This is a genomic window from Phreatobacter aquaticus (genome assembly GCF_005160265.1).
Taxonomy (GTDB): Bacteria; Pseudomonadota; Alphaproteobacteria; order Rhizobiales; family Phreatobacteraceae; genus Phreatobacter; species Phreatobacter aquaticus.
The window spans coordinates 370,615-389,104 of the sequence record NZ_CP039865.1 but is presented as its reverse complement, the minus strand read 5'-3'; the positions used below and the strand labels follow the sequence as shown (position 1 = coordinate 389,104).

The window sequence follows — 18,490 nt, the reverse complement described above, 5'->3', positions numbered from 1 at the left end:
CGGTCATTTTGGCTTGGCGCCGCGCTGCTGGGCATCAGCCACGGCGCGGCAGAGCGAGGGATCGATCCCGAGATCGGCGACCATGTCGGCGGCTTCGCGCATTTCGGCGGCGCGGCGCAGGCCATGTCTCGCCACGCGCTCGGCCATGTTTTCGGCGAGCGCCGGCCAGTCGATGGAGGGGAATGTCTCGGCGAGGCTGCCGAAGACTTCCTTCTCGACATCCCAAGCCTTGGCCGAGGCGGCGCTCTCGACGATCAGCGCCTCCAGCCCCTTGATCATGATGGAGCGGCAGAGCTTCATCGCCGAGGCCCGACCGTGTTCGGTCGCGACCGCCGTCACGTCCATGCCGATGCCGTTCAGGATGCCCGCGACCCGCTCCGCCTCGGGGCCACCGGCGAGGATCGGCACCTTGATGCCATAGGGGCCGACGGGTGCCATGACGGCGCCCTCGACATAATGGGCGCCGGCGGCCTGAACGGCCTTGGCGGCATTGCGCTTGGTGTTCGGCGAGGCGGAATTGACGTCGAAGAAGATCTGGCCGGGCTTCAGGAAGGCGGCGGCTGTTTCCGCGACGTGCAGGGCCGAAGAGGCGGTGACGGCGGAGACCACGATCTCGGCGCCGGCGCAGGCCAGAGCGGCAGTGGCGGCGGGTGTCGCGCCGATGCCGGCGGCGATTGAGCGGTGGGTTTCGGCGCGGGCTGGATCGTCGAACAGAATGTCATAGGCCGCGATGCGGGTATCACCGCGCGCCAGCCATTGGCGGGAGAACAATTGGCCCACTTCGCCGAAACCGATCAGGGCAAGCGACACTGTGTTGGTCATGGACGGTCTCCTGCGCCACCCTCTCGCGGGTCATGCCCAAGGGCGATCGATGAAGCAAATGAGAGTTTTGTGGCTATTGTCCCATCAGGTTCAAGTGGCAGGCTGCGCCCTGTTCTCATCCTTCAGATGGCTGATGATCAGGTCGAGCAGTGTGGCCGCCGCCGGCGAGGGCGGGATGCCATGCTTGGAGATGATGCCGAGGGTCCGGGTGATGCCGGGGTTCTTCAGCGAGACGGCGGCAAGGCCCGCATTGTCGACCACGCCCAGCGCCAGGCGCGGCACGACGGTCAGCGCGACGCCCGCCCGCACCAGAGCCACAGCGGTCGCCACATGCTGCACCTCATAGCGCCAGTCGAGGGCTTCCCGCCGTGACCCCAGCGCATCGTCGATCAGCGCGCGATTGCCGGTCTGCGGGGCGATACGCACCAGCGGCACGCCTTCGAGCTCGGCCCAGTTCGCACCGTCCTGGCGGGCGAGCGGATGGCCGGTCGGGCAGACCAGCACAAAGGGCTCCTTGAGCAGCGGCTTGATCTCGAGGTCCCAGCGGTTGGAGGCAACGATGGTCAGCCCGAACTCGGCGCGTCCCGCCTGGACATGTTCGGCGATCTCGGTTGCGGAATTGTCGAAGACGCGCACGCCGACAAGCGGGTGGCGTTGCCGGAAGGCGGCCAGGACGCGCGGCATGTAGGCGACCGCGATGGTGGGCAGGCAGGCGACCGCCACGCGCTCCTGCTTCTCGCGGCCGCGATCCCTGAGGGCCGTGAAGGAGGCCGAAAGATCCGCCATCACCGTCTGCGCTCGCGGCAGCAATTCGAGGCCTGCGGGCGTCAGCGAGACCTGGCGCGTGGTGCGCGTCAGAAGCTTCACGCCGAGGTCGTCCTCGAGCTTCTTCATCCGGTGCGACAGCGCCGTCTGCGACAGGTTGAGGAAAGCGGCCGCGCGGTTGAAGCTGCCGCGCTCGGCAATGGCAACGAAGGCTTCGAGCCCGAGGAAGTCGATCCGCATTGCGCGTATCTCCGGCGGCCAGGCGCGGAGCCCGGTGCATCAAACTGATGAATAACGCCATAGATTCAATTTGATTGATGAGCAAATCTGCCATTGTTTTGCTGGCAATGAAAATGGCCTGCGGGGGGACCATGACGCGCCGCTCCTTCTTGACGACGACGACGGCCGGCTTTGCTGCCATGGCCATGCCGTCGATCGCGCGCGCTCGCTGGGCACCGTCAGGACCGGTGACGCTGGTGGTGCCGTTCACGCCCGGAGGATCGACCGACATTCTTGCGCGGCTGCTCGGGCAGAAGCTGACGGAGGCGCTGGGCGTTGGCTTCGTCATCGAGAGCCGGCCCGGAGCGGGTGGTGCGATCGCCAGCGATCTCGTGGCACGCGCCCGGCCGAACGGACAGACCCTTCTGATGGGCCATATCGGCACGCTGGCCGTGAACCCGTCGATCTATCCGCGGCTGCCCTATGATCCCGTCAAGAGCTTTGCGCCGATCAGCCTGGTGGCCGCCGTCCATAATGTGCTGGTTGTGCATCCATCCTTGCCGGCGAACTCCGTGCCGGAGTTGATCGCCCATGCCAGGGCCAATCCCGACCGGCTGAGCTATGGCACGGGCGGCATCGGCAGCGCGGCGCATATTGCCATGGCCGCTTTCTGCCTCTCGGCGGGCGTCACCATGCAGCATGTGCCCTATCGCGGCACGGGGCCGGCAGTGACCGATCTCCTGGGGGCTCGCATTCAGTTGACGATGACAGGCGCGCCGGTGGTGCTGCCGCTCGCTCAGGCCGGGCGCCTGAGGGGACTGGCCGTCTCGGGGAAGCGCCGGATTGCGGCTGCCCCCGAGTTGCCGACAGTGGCTGAGGCCGCGCTGCCCGGCTTCGACGCCTCGCAATGGTACGGAATCGTCGCGCCGGCCGGCACGCCGGTCGATGTGGTGGAGACGCTGAATGCCGAGATCCGCAAGGCTCTGGCCGCGCCCGAACTGGCCGAGCGGCTGAACCAGGAGGGCGCGGAGGTGTGGCCGACGTCGCCGGAGGAATTCCGGGCCCATATCGCGGCCGAGATCGCCCGCTGGGCGACCGTCGTCCGCGATGCCGGGATCAGGATCGAGCAGTAGCGCTCAGACGGTGGAGCGCCACTGGGCCTGTTCGTAGCGATAGCCGTTGCCGTCCTTGGCGACATAGCCAAGACCCGGGAACGGCGCGTGATAGCCGATGATCGGCATGCGCTCGCTGGCCGCCATGTCATAGAGCTTGCGGCGGGTGGCCTCGGCGACCTGAGGATCGGCGTCGAACGAAGAGTGCCAGTGCGGGTTGCGCACGAAGAGCACCGGTGGGCCGGAGACGTCGCCCTGCACCAGCACCTTGGCATTGCCCGAGGCGATGACGAAGGACGTGTGGCCCGGCGTGTGCCCCGGCGTCGCGATCGCGGTGACACCGGGGATGACCTCGGCGCCCCATGCGAATCGCTTGATGTCGGCGCGCGATGGCGAGAAGACCCGGTTGACGATGCCGAAATTGGCGCGTCGACCTTCGGGCACCGAGGCGATGCGGTTCTCGTCGGTCCAGAAGGCCCATTCCGGCTCGGGCACCATGATCTCGGCCTTGGGGAAGGCGAGCGCGCCACCCTTCTGGCGCACACCGTGGATGTGGTCCGGATGGAAGTGGGTGCAGATGACGGCGTCGATCTGATTGGGGTCGATGCCGGCGGCGGCCATGTTGGCGGCCAATTGGCCAGTGGTCGGCTGGCCGTTGTCGGCAAAGCCGGCGTCAAAGACCACCTGGCGTGAGCCGATCTTGACCACGGTGACGTTATAGATGTTGCGGATGTCGTCCTTCGGAATGAAGGCCGCCTCAAGCGCGGCCTCGACCTGGGCCAGCGGGACGTTGGAAACCCAGCCTTCGGCCTTGCGGGGGACGAAACCGTCATTGAGCACGGTGACTTCGGCGTCGCCCACCTTGAACCGGTAGAAGGCGGGAGCCTGGCGCGAGGGGGCCGCTGCCGGGGCCTGGGCCGCGACCTCGCCTGGCGCCAGCAGGGCGGCAGCGGCGGCGGCCGTTCCGAGAGCGAGGACGTCGCGGCGAGAATTGTTCAACATGTCTACCTCCCTAGGGTTTCCGTTGCGGCACGTTATCAATGGTTGAAGATTTTGCGAGGCGATGTTCTGTCGATCACTCCAATTTGACATTGGCGGCGCGGATCACCGGGCCCCACTTGTCCGCTTCGGCGCGGATGAAGGCCTGGAAGTCCTGGGGGCTCGACGCAACGGCTGTCGCGCCCAGCATGTCGAGGCGTTGCCGCAGGTCCGGCGATGCGATGGCCGCGGCGATGTCGCGCGAGAGCTTCTCCAGGATCGGCGCAGGGAGACCTGCCGGTGCGACGATGCCCCACCACACGCCGGTGTCGAAGCCGGGCAGGCCCTGTTCGACGGCGGTTGCAACATCCGGCAGCAGCGGTGATCGAGTGGCCGTCGTCACGGCGATCGCGCGGACATTACCGGCGCGCACCTGCGGCAGAGCCTCAAGCAGGGGATTGATCGACATGGGCAGGTCGCCGGTGATCACCGATTGCAGCGCCTGCGTTCCGGAGCGATGCGGGATCGGTGTCATGTCGCGCTTCATCACGGCGCCGATCAGCACACCGGCGAGATGAGCGGACGTCCCGAAGCCGGAGACGCCGTAATTGACGCCACCGGGCTTGCCCTGTCCGGTCTCGACGAGCGCAGCAAGGGTCGCTGCGGTCTGGTTCTTCGCAACCGAAATCACCAGTGGCGAACTGGCGATCTGGGTAATGGGCGTGAAGTCGCGATAGGTGTCGTAGGGCAGGCTCGGATAGAAAAACTGGTTCAGCGGATGGCCATTGGCGACCACCATGATCGTGTGGCCATCCGCAGCCGCGCGCACCAGGGCCTGGGAGGCGACGATGCCGCCCGCGCCTGGCCGATTGTCGATCACGGGTTGCTGGCCCCAGGTCCGGAACAGAACGTCTGCCAGCGAGCGGGCAACGACATCCACCGCGCCTCCGGCCGCAAAAGGCACAATGACCTGTACCGGCCGCTGCGGGAATGTCTGGGCCGCGACCGGCGCCACTGTAAGCGCCATGCCTGCGGCCAACGCGAGGGCAAGCGCCACTTTTCGGGTTCGTGCGATGGTCATGGTCGTCTCCTCAATGCCCTTTCGGCGCGTCCGCGCCGCTTTTGACGCAACCGTGCGCGAGCGCGGCTGCCGAGGCAAATGAGAGATGCGCGTGGATTGTTGAAGCCGGCACATGGACCGGTCCCGTCCGAATGGCGGTGGCGGCGCGGTGTCGACACAATCCCCGACCTGCTTAGGATGGAGAGCGAACCTTCAACTGACGCGGACAGGGCGCTGGCCATGATGATCAAGGACCGGATTGCGATCGATATTGCCGACGGCGTCGCCGATGTCCGCATGATCCGCGCCGCCAAGATGAATGCGCTGGATGGCGCGATGTTCGACGCGCTGATCGAGGCTGGCGAGCAGCTCGCCACGATGGCTGGCCTGAGGGCCGTGGTCCTGTCCGGCGAGGGCAAAGCCTTCTGTGCAGGGCTCGATTTCGAGAGTTTCCAGGCGATGATGGCGCCGGGCGGGCAGGCCGCGGGGGTCGGCGATCTCGTGCCGCGCACCCATGGCATCGCCAACCGGCCACAGCAGACCGCCTGGACCTGGCGCGCACTGCCGGTGCCGGTGATCGCAGCAGTCCACGGGGTCGCCTATGGCGGCGGCTTCCAGATCGCGCTCGGCGCCGATATCCGGATCGCTGCGCCCGATGCGCGCTTCTCGGTGATGGAGATCAAGTGGGGCCTGGTGCCGGATCTGGCGGGCACTCAATTGATGCGGCATCTCGCCCGCGAGGATGTGGTGCGCGAGCTGACCTATACTGGGCGCGTCTTCGGTGCGGAGGAGGCCCAGCGGCTCGGCTTCGTCACCCGCGTCGAGGCGGATGCGCGGGGCGCTGCTCTCGTTCTCGCTCGCGACATCGCAGGCAAGAGCCCGACGGCGATGCGAGCTTCCAAGCGCCTGCTCAACCGTGCCGTGGAGGTGGGGGCGGAGGAGGGGCTGCTCGATGAATCCCGCGAGCAGCAGGCCCTGATCGGCAGCCCCAACCAGATGGAAGCGGTCGCGGCCAATCTTGCCAAACGTGCGCCCCGCTTCGTCGATCCGTCCTAGCGGAATATGTTGCATACAATCGCGTCATAATGCCGCAAATTTACCCCTTCATCGACTGACAAGCCAAGATTTCGCTGTGATTTGAACGTGCTTCGGATTGGCCTGGTCCTTGCTGCGACAGGACAGCCCCGAGGTCCGTCATGCGCGAAGCCCGCATTTCAGCCGATCCAGCACCGGTCGTCATCGACTGGGACCGCACGGCGGTCATCGTCATCGACATGCAGCGCGACTTCCTGGAGCCCGGCGGTTTCGGTGCGGCGCTCGGCAATGATGTCTCCAAGCTTGGCCGCGCGGTCGGTCCGATTGCCGCGCTGCTCAAGGCCGCCCGCGCCAATGGCGTCCTCGTGATCCACACCCGTGAAGGCCATCGCCCTGATCTCGCCGACGCACCGCCCTACAAGGTGGAACGCGGCGATCCCGCCATGCGGATCGGCGCGCCGGGCCCGATGGGCCGCATCCTGGTGCGCGGCGAGCCGGGCCATGACATCGTTCCAGCCCTCGTGCCGGCTGCCGGCGAGCCCGTCATCGACAAGCCGGGCAAGGGCGCCTTCTACGAGACCGATCTCGAACTGATCCTGCGCAACCGGCGGGTCGAGACACTGGTCGTCTGCGGCGTCACCACCGAGGTCTGCGTCCACACGACCGTGCGCGAAGCCAATGACCGGGGCTTCCGCTGCCTCGTGCCCGGCGATGGCTGTGCCTCCTATTTCGACGAGTTCCACGAGGTCGGCCTGAAGATGATCGCTGCCCAGGGCGGGATTTTCGGCTTCGTCACCACCACAGCCAGCCTCATCGAGACGCTTCCCCCAGCCGCCTGAACCAGACCCCAACCCTGACACGCAGGAGAGTTCCATGGCATCCGTCGATACCGCATCGAAGCCGGCACTCTGGACGCCCGGCGACTGGAACGCCTTCTTCGGCTTCGGCACCAATATTCTGGTCAACATGCTGGTTCTGACCGGCCTGCTGCGGTTTGTGCTGAAGATGCCTGACGCGCTGGTATTCGGCCGGATCCTGCCGGCGCTCGGCCTGATGATGGCCTTGTCCACTTTCTACTATGCGTGGCTCGCCTATCGTCTCGCCCAGAAGACCGGTCGCAGCGATGTCTGCGCGCTACCATCCGGGGTGAGCGTGCCGCACATGTTCATCGTCACCTTCGTGATCATGCTGCCGATCTCGCTCTCCACCGGCGATCCCGTGAAGGGCTGGGAGGCAGGCCTCGCCTGGGTGTTCATCCAGTCGATCATCCTGATGCTCGGCGGCTTCATCGCCCCCTATATCCGCAAGGTGACACCGCGCGCGGCCCTGCTCGGCACACTCGCCGGCGTGTCCATCGCCTTCATCTCCATGCGCCCCGCCATGGAAATGTTCATGACGCCGGTGATCGGGCTCACCTGTTTCGCGATCATCATGGTTTCGTGGTTCGGCGGCGTGCGCTATCCGCGCGGCATCCCGGCTGGCCTCATCGCGATCGCGGTCGGCATGCTGATCGCCTGGGGCTCGACCATCATCGGCTATCCGATGGGCGGCGTCGGCTTCGACAAGCTCGCACAGGCCTTCTCAAGCTTCGGCTTCTCCTTGCCGATTCCGGCCATAGGACACACGTTCTCCGGCTTCCAGTTCCTCGGCATCATCCTGGTCACCGCCATTCCCTTCGGCATCTATGACCTCGTCGAGGCGATGGACAATGTGGAGAGCGCGGAAGCGGCAGGCGACCATTTCCCGACCACGCAGGTTCTGTCCGCCGACGGCGTCGTCTCGATGATCGGCTGCCTGATGGGCAACCCCTTCATCAACGCGGTCTATATCGGCCACCCCGGCTGGAAGGCGATGGGCGGGCGGATCGGCTATTCAGCCCTGACCGGGGCGAGCGTGCTGGTGATGGCCTGGTTCGGCATCATCGCGCTGCTGACGGCGCTTGTGCCTGTCGTCGCGATCTCGCCGATCCTGCTCTATATCGGCATGCTGATCGGCGCGCAGGCCTTCCAGACCACGCCGCAGAGCCATGCGCCCGCCGTCGTGCTGGCACTGACGCCACATCTGGCCGCCTGGGCCAAGGTCCTGATCGACGGGTCGTTGGGCGCCGCCGGAACCAGCGCCGCGCAGGTCGGCCTCGACAAGCTCGGCCAGGTCGGCGTGCTCTATCATGGCCTGGAGATCATGGCGGGCGGCGCGATCATCACCGGACTGGTCCTCGGCGCGATCGGCGTGTTCATCGTCGAGCGGAAATTCGTCAATGCCGCGGCCTTCGCGGGTGCGGGAGCAGTGCTGACCTTCTTCGGCTTCATGCATGGGGAGGCGGTCGGGTTTGCCCGGACGCCGTCGGTCGCGCTTGCCTATGCGATTGTCGCCGGTCTGCTCTATGCGTGCTCGCGCTCCGAGAGCATGGTGGCGGCCAAGCCGGCTCCGACCCCACCCGAAGTGGAGCGTGGGGTGTCAGCAACTATCTAGACGCGGCAAGGTTCCGTACCCACAGAAAAGGACCGGCCATGCGCCGGTCCGTTCCTGTACGGCCGTTCATCCATATGGCGTCGAATTCTCCGGCGTGTCACAACCTTTACCCGCGCGCGTCGTCATTCGGTCCATATTGTGCCTCGTGATCGACGCCATGTCGCGACGTGTACCCCTCGGTGCGGCGTCGGCGCAGAAGGTTGAGGCCATGACGAAAACCCGCGATTTCTTGCTTGCCGGTACCATCTTGCCCGTCCTGCTTGCCGGAGCACCCGGCCTGGGCCATGCCCAGACGCTGGCCGAGCCCATCGTTCTCGCGCAGGCGTTCGATCCCAACAATCCACGGCCCGGCCAGCGTCCCCCGCAGGGTCAGCAACGTCCGGCTGCACCCCAGCAGGCCGCGCCGCAGCGCCAGGCCCCGCCGCAACAGGCACCTCAGCGCCAGGCTCCGCCGCCGATGATGAGCCAGCCGCAGCGTCAGGCCCCGCCGCCGCAGCGGCAGGCACCGATCGCGCAGCCGATCCCGCCGCGGGCTCCGGCAGGTTCAGGCTTCGTGCAGCCGCGCCAGCCTCAGGGGGGCGGACAGCCGTTTCAACGACAGATGCCACCGCAGCAGGCGTTCCCGCAGCGCCAGGCGCCGCCGGTGCAGCAGCCGCGGCCGCCGAGCGTCCAGCAGGTTGCACCGATCCGTCAGGCTCCGTCCGTGCAGCAGGTCGCACCGACCCGCCAGGCTCCGCCTGTCCAGCAGGTTGCGCCGATCCGTCAGGCTCCGCCGCCTGGTGCCTTCGGCCAGCAGCAGGGCACACCGGGCCGACAGTCTCCGCCGCCCGGCGCGTTCGGACAGCAGCAGGGCGCTCCGCGTCCGGTCGCCCCGGGCAATCCGCCGCAGCAGGGCCAGCCTAATCCAGCCCAGGGTGGCCAGGGAGGTCGTCCGGCTTTCGGTCAGCCGAACACGCCGGGTCAACCTCCGATCCCGCCCGGCGGCGGTCGCCCGGTGGTGGGCCAGCCTGGCCAGCCCGGTGGTGTCCCGCAAGGGTCGGTTCCGCCGATTCCGGGTCAGCCGGGGCAGATCCAGCGCCAGCCGAATGTCGGTCAGCCGAACCTGCCGCCGGGTACGCCCGGTGCTCCCGGCCAGATCGGCCGGCCGGCGGGTGTCCCCGGCCAGCAGAATATTCCTGGTCAGGCCGGCCAACCGCCGATTCCCGGCCAGCCCAATGTTCCGGGTCAGGCTGGACAGCCGCCGATCCCGGGCCGTCCGGGCATCGTTCCGGGCCAGCCGAACATTCCGGGACAGGCCGGGCAGCCGCCGATCCCCGGTCAGGCCGGGCAGCCACCGATTCCGGGCCGTCCGGGCATCGTTCCAGGCCAGCCGAACATTCCGGGACAGGCCGGCCAGCCGCCGATTCCTGGTCAAGCCGGGCAGCCGCCGATTCCGGGTCGTCCGGGCATCGTTCCAGGCCAGCCGAACATTCCGGGTCAGGCGGGTCAGCCCCCGATCCCGGGTCAGCCGGGCCAGCCTGGCCAGTTCGGCCAACGTCCGCCCGGTCAGGGGCAGCCGCCGATCCCAGGCCAGCCGGGCTTCCAGGCACAGCCGGGTCAGCCTGGCCAGCCGAGCCAGCCTGGCCAGTTCGGCCAACGTCCGCCCGGTCAGGGGCAGCCTCCGATCCCAGGCCAGCCGGGCTTCCAGGCCCAGCCGGGGCAACCTGGATTCCAGCCGGGCCAGCCCGGCTTCGCAGGGCCTCCAGGTGGCATGCCGCCCGCTCCTCCCCCGCGCACGGGTCCGCGGATCAGCCCGGCAGCTGCGATCGCCATTGGCGGCGCGGCAGGTCTGGTCGGCGGGTTCATCGCGGCGGATGGTCTCAGGCGCTACGACGACGTGCGCCAGCGTCGGCAGGAGTTCAGCCGCGATGGCGTCATGGTCATCCAGGAGCCGGGTCGCACCATCGTGCGCGACGATAACGGCGCCTATATCCGCTATGACGAGAATGCCCGGTTCCGCGATCTTGGCGGGCCGATGCGTTCGGAGCGTCGCGGCGACGAGGTGATGACCTTCTATGATCGCCCCGGCGGCGTGCGGGTCATCACGGTCACCGATCAGTACGGCCAGTTGGTTCGGCGCGTGCGCCGCTATCCGGATGGCCGCGAGGTGATCCTGATCGACAACTCGTTCCGCGGTCCGCCGTCGGCCTATTCCGAAGTGGTCATCCTGCCGCCGCCCCAGATGGAGATGCCGCAGAAGACCTATATCGTCGACGCCGACGAATCCGACGAGCGTGGCATCTACGAGGCCCTGTCGGCCCCGCCGGTGGCGCGTATCCCGCGCCGCTACACCCTGGATGAAGTTCGTCGCAGTCCGTCGTTGCGCGCCTACACGCGCTCGGTCGACGTCAACACGATCAACTTCGCCACGGGCTCATGGGAGATCTCGCCGGAACAGTCGCGTCGTCTCGCAACCCTCGCCCAGGCGATGGGGCAGGCGATCCAGGCCAATCCGAACGAGGTGTTCCTGATCGAGGGACATACCGACGCGGTCGGCAACGACACCGACAACATGTCGTTGTCGGATCGGCGTGCGCAGGCTGTCGCCGAGGTCTTGACGCGGAACTTCAACATTCCGCCGGAGAACCTGACGACGCAGGGCTATGGCTCGCAATATCCGCGGGTGCAGACGGCAGGCGCCTCGGTCGAGAACCGTCGCGTCACGGCGCGCCGGATCACCGATCTGCTGGCCCAGCAGCAGCAACAGCAGCAGGGCCAGGCCCCAGCTCCCACCCAGCCGCAGCAGTAAGGCTGCGCGCTGCATGAAAAAGGGCCGCGTCTCCCGAGGGAGGCGCGGCCCTTGTCGTTTCAGGCGAGGCTGAGCGCTATTTCCAGGACGCGCGCCAGGCCTTGAACTCTTCCTTGGTCGCGGCATTGGCCGGATAGAGCCCGAAGATCTTTCGGCCCTCGCGCACCTTCTCCTCGACGAAATCCTCGTAGGCCGTCTGCTCATAGGCCTCAGCGGCCACTTCGTTGGCGAGCTTGGCCGGTATGATCACCACGCCTTCGCCATCGCCCACCACGATGTCGCCTGGGAAAACCGGCACATCGCCGCAGCCGATCGGCAGGTTGATGTCGGCGGCGTGGTGGCGGATCAGGTTGGTCGGGGCGCTGGGGCGGTTGTGATAGACCGGAAAGCTCATCCCCGCGATGTCAGGGCTGTCGCGAAAGCCGCCATCGGTGACGATGCCGGCAACGCCCCGCTGGTGCAGGCGGGAAATCAGGATGCCGCCGGCCGAGGCTGCCCGCGGGTCCTTGCGGCTGTCGATCACCATGACATGGCCGGGCGGGCATTCCTCGACGGCCTTGCGCTGCGGATGTTCCCAATCCTCGAACACGCCGAGATGGTCGAGATCCTCGCGCGCTGGAATGTAGCGCAGTGTGTAGGCTTCGCCGACCATGCGCGGCGCGGCGGGGTTCACCGGTCGCACGTCCTGGATAAACTGGTTGCGGAAGCCGCGCTTGAACAGGGCGGTGGTGAGGGTTGCGGTCGAGACGCGCTTCAGCTTCTCGCGGTTCTCGGGCGTCAGGGCCTCTGTGGTCATCTCGTGCTCCTCGATCAATCGATATGGACGCCGGCGCGGGTCGCGACTTCTTTCCAGCGTGCGGTCTCGGCGGCGATATGGCTCGCAAATTCGGTGCGCGTCGAGCCGACTGGCGTCACGCCCACCTTCTTCAGCTTCTCGACCACATCGGGCTCGCGCAGGAGCGCCTGAACCTCGGTCGAGATGCGCTCGACGATGGCGGGTGGGGTTGCGGCCGGCGCGAAGAGACCATGCCAGGAGGTCGCGGCGAAACCTGGAATGAACTCGGAGAGTGCCGGAAGGTCGGGCGCGAAGGGCAGGCGCTCCGGCGTGGCCGTGGCGAGCGCGCGGATGCGTCCGGCCTCCACATGCGGCCAGGCGACCGTGATGTTGTCGAATGTCATGTGGACCTGTCCGGCCAGCAGGTCCTGGGTGACCTGACCGCTCGAGCGATAGGGCACATGGATGATGTCGGTGCCGGTGTTGAGCTTGAACAATTCGCCGGCCATGTGGGTCGATGTTCCCGCGCCGGATGACGCGAACGAGTATTTGCCCGGCTCGCGCTTCAGAAGCGTGATCAGTTCGGCAACTGTCCGCACCGGCAGGCCGACATTGACCATCAGCAGATTGGGCACCGAGGCGATCAGCGACAGGGGCGTGAAGTCCTTGACGTGGTCATAGGGCATCTTGCGGTAGACGCTGGGGTTGATGGCGTGGGTGGAGACGGTGCCCATGGTGAGGGTGTAACCGTCGGCCGGTGCACGCGCGACCGCGGCCACTCCGAGATTGCCGCCGGCGCCTGCCTTGTTCTCGACGATGAAGGTTCCGCCGGTGCGGCTCGCCAGTCGCTCGGCCACCACGCGGCCCAGCAGGTCGGTGGTTCCGCCCGCCGCGAATGGCACGACGATGGTCACCAGCCGGTCGGGATAGCCGGCCTGGGCACGTACCGCCGGGCTTGCCACGAGGCTCGCTGCGCCTGCGAGGATTCCGCGCCTTGTCAGTCTCATCATGGAAGTCCTCCGCTCGTCTGTCGCGCCCGTGGCGCCGGACCGTGGTCGGTCGTTGCGGTTTCCTTAGCATAGCATTTCAGATTTGAAATCTGAAATTTCAGATTGCAGGCCCTTGCATTCTGTGGTGAGTCGGGCCGAGATCGAGACCTTGCCCAGCCGGGCAATTCGTCCTGTCGCCGGAACCCTCATGTCCCTGATGCCCGATATCGATCGCGTCGATCCGAGCCTCTTGAAGAGCTTGCGCGAGCACGTGCACGAGCGTCTCCGGCGGTCGATCGTCGCCGGGCGGTTCAAGAGCGGAGAGCGGATCAACGAGCGCCAGGTGGCCGAGATGCTCGGCGTCTCGACCACACCGGTGAAGGACGCGATCCGGATGCTGGAGAGCGAAGGCCTGGTTCGCACGGAAGCGCGGCGTGGTGTCTTCGTCGAATTCTCGGGTCGGCAGGCCTTCGAGATGGCGCTCGGCCGCGCGGCGCTGGAAAGCGTCATGGCCCATATCGCGGCCAAGCGGATGACGCCGGCGACAATTGCCGAATTGTCGGCGCTGATCGATGCCATGGCGGAGGCCACCGAGCATGGCGCGCTCGAGGAGATCGTTCGGCTGAACGAGGCCTATCACGGTGCGATCCACCGGATTTCCGGCTGCCGCTATCTGGAGCGGCGGCTCGATGGACAGCGCATGTACGATCACGCCCAGCGTCTCGCCCTGCTCGGCGAGCCGGGCCAACGCGATGCCGGCTTCGTCGAGCACAAGGGCATTTTCGACGCGCTGGCCGCGCGCGACTCCGCGCTCGCGGAAGCGCGGATGAAGCGGCACATCCTGCGCTCGGCGCGCGAACACGTTCAACTGGCATTCGGCGAAAGCCTGGAGGAACTCGATTATGGCGATCGATAAGGTGAAGGCGGCCCTCGGGGGCATTTCCGGAGTTCATGTGACGCCGTGGGACGCAAATGGCGAGGCCCATTGGCCGACCATGGCGAAGATCGTGAAGCGGATCGCCGATGGCGGCATCCACAACATCGTGTCTGCCGGCAATACCGGCGAGTTCTATCCGATGACGACGGCCGAGATCGTCAAGACCCATGCTGTGGCCGCCGAGGCGGTGGCCGGCAAGACGCTGGTGACGGCGGGCATCGGCCGGTCGCTGAAGGAGGCCGTGGAAACGGGCAAGCTCGCGGCGAAGGCGGGCTGCGACGCGGTGATGGTGCATCATCCGCTCGATCCCTTCGCGGCGCCTGCCTCGCAGGCCGACTACATCATCGCCATTGCCGAGGCGATGACCGTGCCGGTGGTCGCCTATATCCGTTCCGATGCCATCGGCGTCGCCGACCTGACACGGGTCGCGACCCATCCCAATGTCGCCGGCGTCAAGTTCGCCTCGACCAACATGATGCTGTTTTCCGAATGCGTGCGCGCGACCGAGGGCACGTCGGCTGTCTGGGTCTGCGGCCTCGCCGAGGGCTGGGCGGCGCCCTTCTATGCACTGGGCGCCCGCGGCTTCACCTCGGGTCTCGTCAATGTCGTGCCGGAGCGCTCGCTCGCCATCTGGCAAGCCCTGGAAAGCGGGGCCTTCGCCAAGGCGCGTGCGCTGGTCAGCGAGATCGCACCTTTTGAGACCATGCGCGCCAAATATGGCAATGGCTCCAATGTGACCGTGGTCAAGGAGTCGATGGAATTGCTCGGTATCCAGGTCGGTCCGGTCCGGCTGCCCGGCCTGCCGGCGCTCAACGCCGCCGAACGCGCTGAGCTCAGGCGGGTCATGACCAATTGGGGCGTGCTGTCAGCCGCCGCCGCCGAATAACCAGAACAAGCGATCGCATAGGGAAACGCCATCATGTCCACCCGGAAGAAGCCCGAAGACCTGCGCAGCTTTCGCTGGTTCGGCACCACCGACATTCGCTCGTTCGGCCATCGCTCGCGCACGCTCCAGATGGGCTATGCCCACGAGGAGTTCATGGGCAAGCCGGTCATCGGCATCATCAACACCTGGTCGGACGTGAATCCCTGCCACACCCATCTGCGCGACCGCGCTGATGCGGTGAAGCGCGGCGTGTGGGCCGCAGGCGGGTTCCCGGTCGAGATCCCCGTCATGTCGGTGTCGGAGCAGTACCAGAAGCCGACGACCATGCTCTATCGCAACTTCCTGGCCATGGAGACGGAGGAATCGATCCGCTCGCACCCGCTCGACGGCGTCGTGCTGCTCGGCGGCTGCGACAAGTCGACCCCCGCCATGGTGATGGGCGCGACCAGCGCCGGCCTGCCGTTCATCTTCGTGCCGGCAGGCCCGATGCTGCGCGGTAACTGGGCCGGCAAGGTGCTGGGCTCCGGCGCGGATGTCTGGAAATACTGGGCCGAGAAGGAAGCTGGCAACATCACCGAGGGCCAGTGGAAGGACATGGAGAACGGCATCGCCCGCAGCTATGGCACCTGCATGGTGATGGGTACTGCCGCCACCATGATGAGCCATGCCGAAGTGCTCGGCCTGACGCTGCCCGGTGCCTCCGCCATTCCGGCGGCCGATTCCGCCCATCCGCGGATGGCCGCGATGTCGGGCAAGCGGATCGTCGACATGGTCTGGGACGACCTGACGCCGGACAAGATCCTGACCCGCAAGAGCTTCGAGAATGCGCTGATCGTCCATATGGCCGTGGCCGGATCGACCAATGCGATCATCCATCTGATCGCGATGGCGGGACGCGCGGGCGTGCCGCTGACGCCGGCTGATTTCGACGAATTCTCCCACAAGGTGCCGGTGATCGCCAATCTGAGGCCGTCGGGCGCTTTCCTGATGGAGGACTTCTTCTATGCGGGCGGCCTGCCGGCGCTTTTGAAGCAGTTGGAGAGCAAGCTGCACACCGACGCCATGACCGTCTCCGGCAAGCCGCTCAGCCACACGATCGGGCTCGCCCAGGTCTACAACGACGACGTGATCCGGCCGTTGGACCGGCCGGTGTCGAGCGAAAACGGTCTTGCCGTGCTGAAGGGCAACCTTGCCCCCGGCGGCTGCGTCATCAAGCCATCGGCCGCCGAGCCGCGGCTCCTGAAGCATACAGGCCCGGCTCTGGTCTTCGAGACCTATGACGAGATGAGCGCGGCGGTGAACGACGAGAATCTCGATGTCACGCCCGACCATGTGATGGTGCTCAAGAATTCCGGCCCGGTCGGCGGGCCCGGCATGCCGGAATGGGGCATGCTGCCCATCCCGAAGAAGCTCCTGAAGCAGGGTGTCCGCGACATGCTCCGCGTCTCCGATGCGCGTATGTCGGGCACAAGCTATGGCGCATGCGTGCTGCATGTGGCGCCTGAGAGCTATGTCCGCGGTCCGTTCGCAGCGCTCAAGACCGGAGACCTGATCACGGTGGATGTCGAGAAGCGCTCGATCTCGGTGAACCTGACCGATGCGCAGATTGCCGAGCGGATCGCCGCCTGGACGCCGCCCGACCGCGACTATCCGCGCGGTTACGGCAAGATGTCGGCGGCGCATATCCGACAGGCCGACCAGGGCTGCGACTTCGACTTCCTGGAGGGGACGGCGAAAATCAAGGAGCCGGAAATTCACTGATAATAACAGTCAATACATGTTTTGATTCCAGGCGGCAATCCGCCGCCTGGTCTTGTCCAATTTTTGAAGCTTATAGATTTATATCGGCGAGTTCGGTCTTCGTTGTGGCTTTTTACGCATCAATGGAAGCCGTTAACCAAAATTATCCTTCAATTTTTGCCTGCATTGACGAAATGTTTACCGATTGGCTCGCTTGAATTTGCATTAACTCTAATCTCCATCAGCGCTTACGCCTGGTCATGCGCAATCAATCCTCAAACTTTCAGGCCTATGGCTGCCAACAGCGATGAGCGAGTTTGCCGCGGCCTCATGACCGACCTGAATGGGATCGTTCCCACACAAGGTGCGGGGCGCGCGGTTCGAGTGCCGAGGGAGTCCAGCGATGCGTAGCCTGTTTGGAAATCTGCTGCACCGTTTCCATATGGACCGCAGGGGTGCGATCGCGATGATCTTTGCGGTCGCCATTGCGCCGATCATGCTGCTGATCGGGGTTGCGGTTGATTTCGCGCAGGTTTCCAAGGCGCAGGCTGCCGCTCAGGCGGCGCTTGATTCAGCCGCACTCGTGGCAGCCCGATCCGGGGTGACCGACCCCGTCCAGCTCAAGGCGCTCGCAGCCAAATATCTGCAAGCCAACACGTCGACCAATGTCACCAAGTCGCTGGATATCCAGACCTTCACCTTCGATGCGACGACCGGCGAAGTCAGCATCAAGGGCGGGGGAACCGTCCAGACCTCGTTCCTTGTGCTGGCTGGCTACAGTTCCTTGAGTTTCGTCGTCAATTCATCGGCACTCCGCGAAGTGAGCGGTGCGGTGGAACTCGCCCTCGTCCTCGACAACACCTGGTCGATGTCGGAAACCGCAGGGAGCGGTCAAACCAAGATCCAGGCGCTCAAGACGGCCGCGACCAATCTGGTCAACACCTTGATGCGCGACAGCCGGGCAGACGTGAAGATCGCCCTGGTGCCGTTCGCGGATTACGTCAATGTCGGTGTTGCCAATCGCAACATGTCATGGCTCTCGGTGCCCGCCGACTATTCCACGACGACGCCCAGGACATGCACAACCCAGACGACGCGCACCACATGCGAGCCCCGGACCTGCGTGCGCGGCACTCCCAAGACTTGCACCTCGGTGACCGATGGCGTGACCTCCACCTATGACTGCACGCCGAATATCTGCACGCCGGCAACACAGGTCTGCACCACCACCACGGTGGCGCCCTATGAGGTGTGCAGCGGTGGATCGACAACGAACTACAAATGGTACGGCTGCGTGGGATCGCGCACCTCCGCCAATCTCTGGCGCAGCGATGCCTCCCCGAGCGTTCCCTATCCGGGCTTCCTGGCCACCAGCCAGAACTGCCTCAACCCGATCCTGACGCTCACGTCCAACAAGGCTTCCCTGCTGACGGCCATCAACAACCTGGTCATCAATGTGGGATCGTACAAGCCGGCGACCTATATTCCCGGTGGCTTGATCTGGGGCGTCAACACGCTCTCTCCGACCGAGCCGTTTGCCGAGGGCCGGGCTTATGACCCTGCCAACCGTCGCCCGCGCAAGGCGCTGGTGCTGATGACGGATGGGGCGAATACCTTGCGTATGGATCAGTCGACAGGGCGTCACGTCGCCTTCAATGGCTCCGCAACCAATCAGCAGTCGCAACTCGGACAATCCAACGCGGACACGGCGGCGATCTGCACCTATGCCAAGAGCCAGGGTATCGAGGTGTTCACCATTGCCTTTGCGGTCACCGATACCACTGCAAAGACCATGTTGCAGAATTGCGCGAGCAGTGCGGCGAATTACTTCGATGCAACAAGCTCTTCCGCGTTGATCGCGGCGTTCGACAACATCGCCATCGTGCTGAACCAGCTTCGCCTGTCGCGCTGA

General features: G+C 65.9%; 17 protein-coding genes. 9 read left to right on the top strand and 8 right to left on the bottom strand.

Translation table 11 applies throughout. The features are described from left to right. Positions 1-3: 3 nt before the first annotated feature. Together E8L99_RS01685 and E8L99_RS01680 are read right to left on the bottom strand one after the other, a co-directional pair. Entirely contained in the window at positions 4-822 is an 819-nt protein-coding gene (locus E8L99_RS01685; RefSeq protein WP_137097921.1) for an NAD(P)-dependent oxidoreductase, read from the bottom strand. A 90-nt stretch (positions 823-912) separates the two neighbouring features. Next, complete coding sequence (locus tag E8L99_RS01680) at positions 913-1,827, bottom strand: LysR family transcriptional regulator (protein WP_137097920.1); 915 nt, start codon at positions 1,825-1,827, stop codon at positions 913-915. 131 nt (positions 1,828-1,958) lie between these two features. Between E8L99_RS01680 and E8L99_RS01675 the strand changes: the two genes are divergently transcribed. Beyond that, entirely contained in the window at positions 1,959-2,939 is a 981-nt protein-coding gene (locus E8L99_RS01675) for a Bug family tripartite tricarboxylate transporter substrate binding protein (protein WP_137097919.1), read from the top strand. Between the two features lie 3 nt (positions 2,940-2,942). On the opposite strand, the gene E8L99_RS01670 is transcribed toward E8L99_RS01675, so the two are convergent. Further along, positions 2,943-3,920, bottom strand: coding sequence for an MBL fold metallo-hydrolase (locus E8L99_RS01670; RefSeq protein ID WP_252511231.1), 978 nt, complete (start codon positions 3,918-3,920; stop codon positions 2,943-2,945). Between the two features lie 73 nt (positions 3,921-3,993). After that, positions 3,994-4,977 (bottom strand): Bug family tripartite tricarboxylate transporter substrate binding protein, encoded by a 984-nt coding sequence (locus E8L99_RS01665; RefSeq protein WP_137097918.1) that lies wholly within the window; start codon positions 4,975-4,977, stop codon positions 3,994-3,996. A 225-nt stretch (positions 4,978-5,202) separates the two neighbouring features. Here E8L99_RS01665 and E8L99_RS01660 point away from each other — a divergent pair, with 225 nt between their 5' ends. The 3 genes from E8L99_RS01660 (at position 5,203) to E8L99_RS01650 (ending at position 8,463) form a co-directional block, all read left to right on the top strand. Next, positions 5,203-6,012 (top strand): crotonase/enoyl-CoA hydratase family protein, encoded by an 810-nt coding sequence (locus E8L99_RS01660; RefSeq protein ID WP_137101902.1) that lies wholly within the window; start codon positions 5,203-5,205, stop codon positions 6,010-6,012. Between the two features lie 140 nt (positions 6,013-6,152). Next, positions 6,153-6,830 (top strand): cysteine hydrolase family protein, encoded by a 678-nt coding sequence (locus E8L99_RS01655; protein WP_137097917.1) that lies wholly within the window; start codon positions 6,153-6,155, stop codon positions 6,828-6,830. A gap of 34 nt (positions 6,831-6,864) precedes the next feature. Continuing rightward, positions 6,865-8,463, top strand: a complete 1,599-nt coding sequence (locus E8L99_RS01650; RefSeq protein WP_137097916.1) for a regulator — start codon at positions 6,865-6,867, stop codon at positions 8,461-8,463. 106 nt (positions 8,464-8,569) lie between these two features. Here E8L99_RS01650 and E8L99_RS01645 read toward each other — a convergent pair whose 3' ends face one another. Further along, positions 8,570-8,890, bottom strand: coding sequence for a hypothetical protein (locus tag E8L99_RS01645; RefSeq protein ID WP_137097915.1), 321 nt, complete (start codon positions 8,888-8,890; stop codon positions 8,570-8,572). A gap of 117 nt (positions 8,891-9,007) precedes the next feature. Continuing rightward, positions 9,008-10,165, bottom strand: a complete 1,158-nt coding sequence (locus E8L99_RS01640; RefSeq protein WP_137097914.1) for a hypothetical protein — start codon at positions 10,163-10,165, stop codon at positions 9,008-9,010. A 48-nt stretch (positions 10,166-10,213) separates the two neighbouring features. On the opposite strand from E8L99_RS01640, the gene E8L99_RS01635 reads away from it, so the two are divergent. Then, entirely contained in the window at positions 10,214-11,251 is a 1,038-nt protein-coding gene (locus E8L99_RS01635) for an OmpA family protein (protein WP_137097913.1), read from the top strand. A 76-nt stretch (positions 11,252-11,327) separates the two neighbouring features. On the opposite strand, the gene E8L99_RS01630 is transcribed toward E8L99_RS01635, so the two are convergent. Together E8L99_RS01630 and E8L99_RS01625 are read right to left on the bottom strand one after the other, a co-directional pair. Continuing rightward, complete coding sequence (locus E8L99_RS01630; protein WP_137097912.1) at positions 11,328-12,047, bottom strand: ribonuclease activity regulator RraA; 720 nt, start codon at positions 12,045-12,047, stop codon at positions 11,328-11,330. A gap of 14 nt (positions 12,048-12,061) precedes the next feature. Further along, a complete protein-coding gene (locus E8L99_RS01625) occupies positions 12,062-13,036 on the bottom strand; it encodes a Bug family tripartite tricarboxylate transporter substrate binding protein (protein ID WP_252511230.1) in 975 nt (324 codons plus the stop codon). Positions 13,037-13,223: 187 nt separating this feature from the next. Between E8L99_RS01625 and E8L99_RS01620 the strand changes: the two genes are divergently transcribed. The 4 genes from E8L99_RS01620 (at position 13,224) to E8L99_RS01605 (ending at position 18,490) form a co-directional block, all read left to right on the top strand. Next, entirely contained in the window at positions 13,224-13,931 is a 708-nt protein-coding gene (locus E8L99_RS01620; RefSeq protein ID WP_252511229.1) for a GntR family transcriptional regulator, read from the top strand. After that, the gene (locus E8L99_RS01615; protein ID WP_210421789.1) at positions 13,918-14,838 is read left to right on the top strand and encodes a dihydrodipicolinate synthase family protein; all 921 of its coding nucleotides are present in this window, start codon (positions 13,918-13,920) and stop codon (positions 14,836-14,838) included. Before E8L99_RS01620 ends, E8L99_RS01615 begins: the two co-directional genes overlap by 14 nt. A gap of 33 nt (positions 14,839-14,871) precedes the next feature. After that, positions 14,872-16,599, top strand: coding sequence for an L-arabinonate dehydratase (gene araD, locus E8L99_RS01610; protein ID WP_137097911.1), 1,728 nt, complete (start codon positions 14,872-14,874; stop codon positions 16,597-16,599). A 382-nt stretch (positions 16,600-16,981) separates the two neighbouring features. Further along, positions 16,982-18,490: a pilus assembly protein TadG-related protein gene (locus tag E8L99_RS01605; RefSeq protein ID WP_168201521.1), complete on the top strand. Its 1,509-nt coding sequence runs from the start codon at positions 16,982-16,984 to the stop codon at positions 18,488-18,490.